Source organism: Vibrio sp. 10N.222.48.A3 (genome assembly GCF_041475345.1).
In the GTDB taxonomy this organism is placed as follows: Bacteria; Pseudomonadota; Gammaproteobacteria; order Enterobacterales; family Vibrionaceae; genus Vibrio; species Vibrio tasmaniensis_A.
The window spans coordinates 1-3479 of record NZ_JBFRVX010000496.1; the positions used below are offsets into that span (position 1 = coordinate 1).

The window sequence follows — 3479 nt, forward strand, 5'->3', positions numbered from 1 at the left end:
GTATCGGTTAGAGAACGGAAGAAGTGAACCACCATCTCTGTTGAAAGGTCACCCACTTGCTCGCGGCTGAATTTAGCATCGAACTTCAGGTATGGACGGCCAGAAAGGTCTAGCGCACACTGAGCCAAACACTCATCCATTGGTAGGCTGAAACCAAAGCGGCCAATACCACGTTTATCGCCTAATGCATCTTTCAATGCTTGGCCTAAAGCAAGAGCGGTATCTTCTACTGTGTGGTGATCATCAATGTGTAGATCGCCCTTCACAGTCAGGTTCATTTGGAAACCGCCGTGTGTCGCGATTTGATCAAGCATGTGATCGAAGAACCCCATGCCAGTATCGATCTTGTTGCCACCGGTTTCATCAAGGTTTACTGCCACCTTGATGTCCGTTTCTTTAGTGGTACGAACCACTTCAGCAATGCGCGCATTAACCGTCAGATCTTTAACGATTTGTGGCCAGTTAAGCGTGCCTTCAGCTTGCGCATCTGGTCCGTATTGGATACCACGAATTGCCATGTTCTCAGCAAGTTGAAGATCCGTCATTCGATCACCAATCACGACTGACTTTTGGAAGTCAACTTTACCGCCCTGTAGGTATTCTTTAACCATACCCAGCTTAGGCTTGCGGCAAGAGCAATTGTCTTCATCAAAGTGAGGGCAGATTAGAACATCATCAAACTTAACGCCCTGAGACTCAAAGAACTCCATCATCATATTGTGTGGAGCATCGAACTCTTCTTGCGGGTAGCTATCTGTACCTAGACCATCTTGGTTAGTCACCATCACTAAGCGATAACCCGCATCTTGCAGTGCAAGTAGGCTAGGAATCACTAACGGTTCGAATTTTAGTTTGTCTAAACGGTCTACTTGAAAGTCAACTGGCGGCTCAACAATTAAGGTGCCGTCACGGTCTATAAAAAGTATTTTCTGTTGTTTACTCACTTGAACTTCCTTTTAATTTTAAATCTGCTGGCCTAGCTAAAATCAACGCTAACCCAAAATATTGGTTTCATTTGCCAGCCGATTATTAATCCACTAAAACTGGCAAATGTTATTACTGGTAAGCCTTTCGTTACTGATAAAAGTTACGAATGAATCCAAGTGTCTTTTCGCACTCTTCGCGATTACCAATACTAATACGAACACAGTCTTCAATTGGTGAATTACGCAAAATGATGCCCGTATCCCAAGCCGCTTTAAATAACTCATCGCCGTTCGGGAATTTAACCAGTAGGTAGTTACCCCAACCATCAAACACCGTCACTTGAGGCATACCTAGTAAACCGGCTTGTAAATACGCTCGGTTAGCACTTAAATCCAGAACTTGGAACTTAGCACGCGCTAGTCCTTGCTCTGAAAGTGCTTGAACGGCAATGTCAGCAACAGGGATTGGCACTGGATAAGGAGCAATCACTTTTAACAATACATCGATAAGCTCTTTGTTCGCTAGCGTAAAGCCACAACGTAAACCCGCTAAAGCAAATGCTTTCGAGAGAGTTCGAAGAATCGCTAGATTCGGATACTGAGCAAGCAAATCCACCGTTGATGCTTCAGGGCAGAAATCGATATACGCTTCATCCATCACAACAATCGCTTTGTCTTGTGTCATTTCAAGCAGCTTGATGATGTCTTTGCGATCAACCAAATTACCGGTTGGGTTATTTGGACTACAAACAAAGACCACTTTTACGTTGTCAAGTTGAGCTTCAATAGCAGGAAGATCCAATTGCCATTCAGAAGTCAGAGGCACCACTTTACGCTCAACACCAATCGTCTCTGCACTGATTGCGTACATACCGTAAGTGGGTGGGCAGTAAAGAATAGCGTCTTCGTTCGGCTCACAGAAAGCACGAATCAGTAGTTCAATGCCTTCGTCAGCACCACGAGTAGTCAACGTTTGCTCTGGTGCAACACCCGCATATTGAGCGTAAGCATCGATTAGCTCTTTAGGCTGACACTCGCTGTAGCGATTAAGTCGAGTCAGATTTAAGGTGTACTCGTTATCAAACGGAGATTCGTTGGCGTTCAACCATACATCTCCGCTGCCACCAATGCGTCTTGCAGACAAGTAAGGTGTTAGAGCCTGAACTTGTTTTCTTGCTAACTTTTCCATGCCCTACCCTTATTTCGCTTTATTTAGCTGTTCAAATCGATTTAATTTTTCAACTCGGATGGTCACCGCACGTTTGTGTGCGTCCAAACCTTCGGCTTCCGCCATTGTGACTACCGTTGGCGCTAGGCCTTGTAAGCCATCAGCTGTTAACTCTTGTACCGTCATACGCTTAGAGAAATCCGCCAAACCTAGGCTTGAATAAGTCTTGGTATAGCCGTAAGTCGGAAGAACGTGGTTTGTGCCTGATGCGTAGTCACCTGCAGATTCTGGAGACCAGTCACCCAAGAAGATTGAACCTGCATTATCTAGTAATGGCAGCAGTTCACGTGGACTCTTGGTCTGAACAATCAAGTGTTCCGGGCCATAGAAATTCGAAATCGCAATCGCTTGAGTGATCGATTCAGCAATGATGATTAGACTTGAAGCCAATGCTTGCTGAGCGATGTTCGCACGAGACAGCTCTTTCAGTTGCTTCTGAACTGCATCGGTTACTTGGTCGGCAATAACTGGTGATGGTGTTACTAATACAACCTGTGAATCTGGCCCGTGTTCAGCTTGGCTCAGTAGATCAGCAGCAATGAAGTCAGCATCCGCAGTTTCGTCTGCAATCACTAACACTTCAGACGGGCCAGCAGGCATATCAATCGCAGCGCCACGGAAGTCGTTACTTACTTGGCGTTTAGCTTCCGTTACGTAAGCGTTACCTGGGCCGAAGATCTTATCAACCTTAGCAACGCTCTCGGTCCCGTAAGCCATGGCAGCAACGGCTTGACCACCACCAACATTGTAAACCTCATCGATTTTACAAAGATTAGCGACATACAAGATTTCATCCGCGATGGGCGGAGGTGAGCAAAGCACAACCTTACGACAACCCGCAATTTGAGCAGGTACACCTAACATAAGAACCGTTGACGGAAGTGGCGCACTGCCCCCCGGAATATAAAGTCCAACAGTATTAATCGCGCGCGTCACCTGCTCACACACAACACCAGGCTGTGTTTCAACCTTAATTGGCTGTGGCTTTTGAGCTTCATGAAACTTAGCAATGTTGCTGTAAGCTTGCTCCAACGCTTGCTTCATCTCTGGTGTTAGACGAGCACATGCCTCTTCGATCTCACCCGAACTAACTCGGATAGATTCTGGAGTCACACCATCAAACTTTTCAGTCAGTTCCTTAAGTGCGGCATCGCCTTCATTTCGTACTTTTGCAATAACATCAGAAACAGTCGCTGTGATGTTTGCACCTTCAGTAATAGCTGGACGCTCTAATACCGAGTCTTGCTGTGATTCACTTAAAGATTGCCAAACAACGGTTCTCATCGTCACTACCCCATCATTTTTTCGATTGGTAATACTAGAAT

At 45.7% G+C, this 3479-nt stretch carries 3 protein-coding genes; all 3 read right to left on the reverse strand.

What is annotated here, in order from left to right; genetic code table 11:
- Positions 1-944: bifunctional histidinol-phosphatase/imidazoleglycerol-phosphate dehydratase HisB (gene hisB / locus AB4653_RS14650; protein ID WP_372104554.1), on the reverse strand; the 944-nt coding region annotated here is incomplete at its 3' end.
- Positions 945-1074: 130 nt separating this feature from the next.
- Positions 1075-2115 carry a histidinol-phosphate transaminase gene (gene hisC / locus AB4653_RS14655; RefSeq protein ID WP_009848804.1) on the reverse strand — a complete coding sequence of 347 codons (1041 nt, stop codon included), beginning with the start codon at positions 2113-2115 and terminating at the stop codon, positions 1075-1077.
- A 9-nt stretch (positions 2116-2124) separates the two neighbouring features.
- A complete protein-coding gene (gene hisD, locus AB4653_RS14660; protein ID WP_017098157.1) occupies positions 2125-3444 on the reverse strand; it encodes a histidinol dehydrogenase in 1320 nt (439 codons plus the stop codon).
- Positions 3445-3479 lie beyond the last annotated feature (35 nt).